Raw genomic sequence first — 1,528 nt, 5'->3', positions numbered from 1 at the left:
AAATAGTCGTCCGTGAACAAGGCTCTAAGCGATTGAGCAGGAGTCAGTTTTCCGGTTGCGGCGGCATTTGAGATTGCAGGGATTGGGGGCTTGAGGCCCCCAAATCTTGCAATTGTCGTTTGTGGATTCCCTTTCGCTGCGGACCATGATTCTGTGGTGCATCGGAGGGGCCGATGCGACCGAAGAAGCACAGGACGACGGGATCGAACGATCTGTTCCGGGCGCGGCTGGACCAGATCATCAACATGAAGCACGAGCTGGTTCAGCTCGCCGGCAAGATCGATTGGGACTGGATCGACGGCGAGGTCGCGCCGCTCTACAGCGAGAATGGCCGGCCCGGGATCGAGACCCGGTTCATGATCGGGCTGCTGTTGCTCAAGCACACTTACGGGCTGTCCGATGAGGGCGTTTGCGAGCGCTGGGTTCACGACCCGTATTTCCAGTTCTTCACCGGGCAAGAGTTCTTTCAGCATGCCTTCCCGCACGAGCGCTCGGACCTGAGCCATTGGCGCAAGCGGCTCGGCGACAAGTTGGAGCTGCTGCTGGCGGAGAGCCTGCGGGTGGCGCACGAGGCCGGCGCGTTACGCGGCCAGGACCTCAAGCGCGTCACCGTCGACACCACGGTGCAGCCGAAGGCCATCACCTTTCCGACCGATGCCAAGCTGCTCCATGCGGCTATCAAGGGGCTCAACCGCCTGGCGAGAAGGCACGCCGTCAGGCTGCGGCAATCCTATTCTCGTGTGGCCAAGGCCGCCGCGATGATGGCGGGCCGCTACGCCCATGCCAAACAGTTCAGCCGGCATCAGCGGCAGTTGCGCATTCTGCGCAGCCGGCTCGGCCGCATCATCCGCGACATCCGCCGCAAGATCGAGGGCCAGCCGGCACTGGAGGAGGCATTCGCCCTCCCGCTTGGCCGGGCCGTGCAAATCCGCTCGCAGCAGCAGCGCCAGCGCGGCTGGAAGCTTTATTCCTTCCATGCCCCGGAGGTGGAATGCATCGGCAAAGGCAAGGCCGCCGCGCCTTACGAGTTCGGCGTGAAGGCCTCCATCGTCACCAACAACCGCCGGGCGCCCGGTGGCCTGTTCGTACTGCACGCCAGGTCGCTGCCCGATAATCCCTACGACGGTCATACCCTGCGGGACGTCATCGACCGCACCGAGGCGCTCACTGGCTGTCCGATCGAGCGGGCCTATGTCGACAAGGGATATCGCGGCCACGACACGCAAAATCCCCGTCGCGTCTTCATTTCGGGCCAGAAGCGCGGCGTGTTCGGCGCCATCAAGCGCGAGCTCCGGCGCCGCTCCGCCATCGAGCCCATCATCGGACATCTGAAGGCCGAAGGTCACCTTGGCCGCTGCTATCTCAAAGGCCGCGCCGGCGACGCCGCCAACGTCGTGCTCTCAGCAGTCGGCCACAACTTCCGCCGTATCCTCGCCTGGCTCAGAGAACTCTTGTGCCTCTTCCTGATCCAGCTATCGCATACGCTTGCCTGTCCGCTCCCGCTCAATTCGGCTTCTTAACGGACGAC

General features: G+C 63.5%; 1 protein-coding gene. It reads left to right on the top strand.

Going from position 1 to position 1,528, the window contains the following annotated elements; all coding sequences use genetic code 11:
* Positions 1–173: 173 nt before the first annotated feature.
* Entirely contained in the window at positions 174–1,520 is a 1,347-nt protein-coding gene (locus AC0L3B_RS38085; protein WP_007605691.1) for an IS5 family transposase, read from the top strand.
* Positions 1,521–1,528: the final 8 nt, after the last annotated feature.

The sequence above is a fragment of the Bradyrhizobium sp. Kon56 genome, assembly GCF_055807635.1.
The sequence above is the reverse complement of the archived record's forward strand: the minus strand, read 5'-3'. Positions and strand labels throughout refer to the sequence as shown.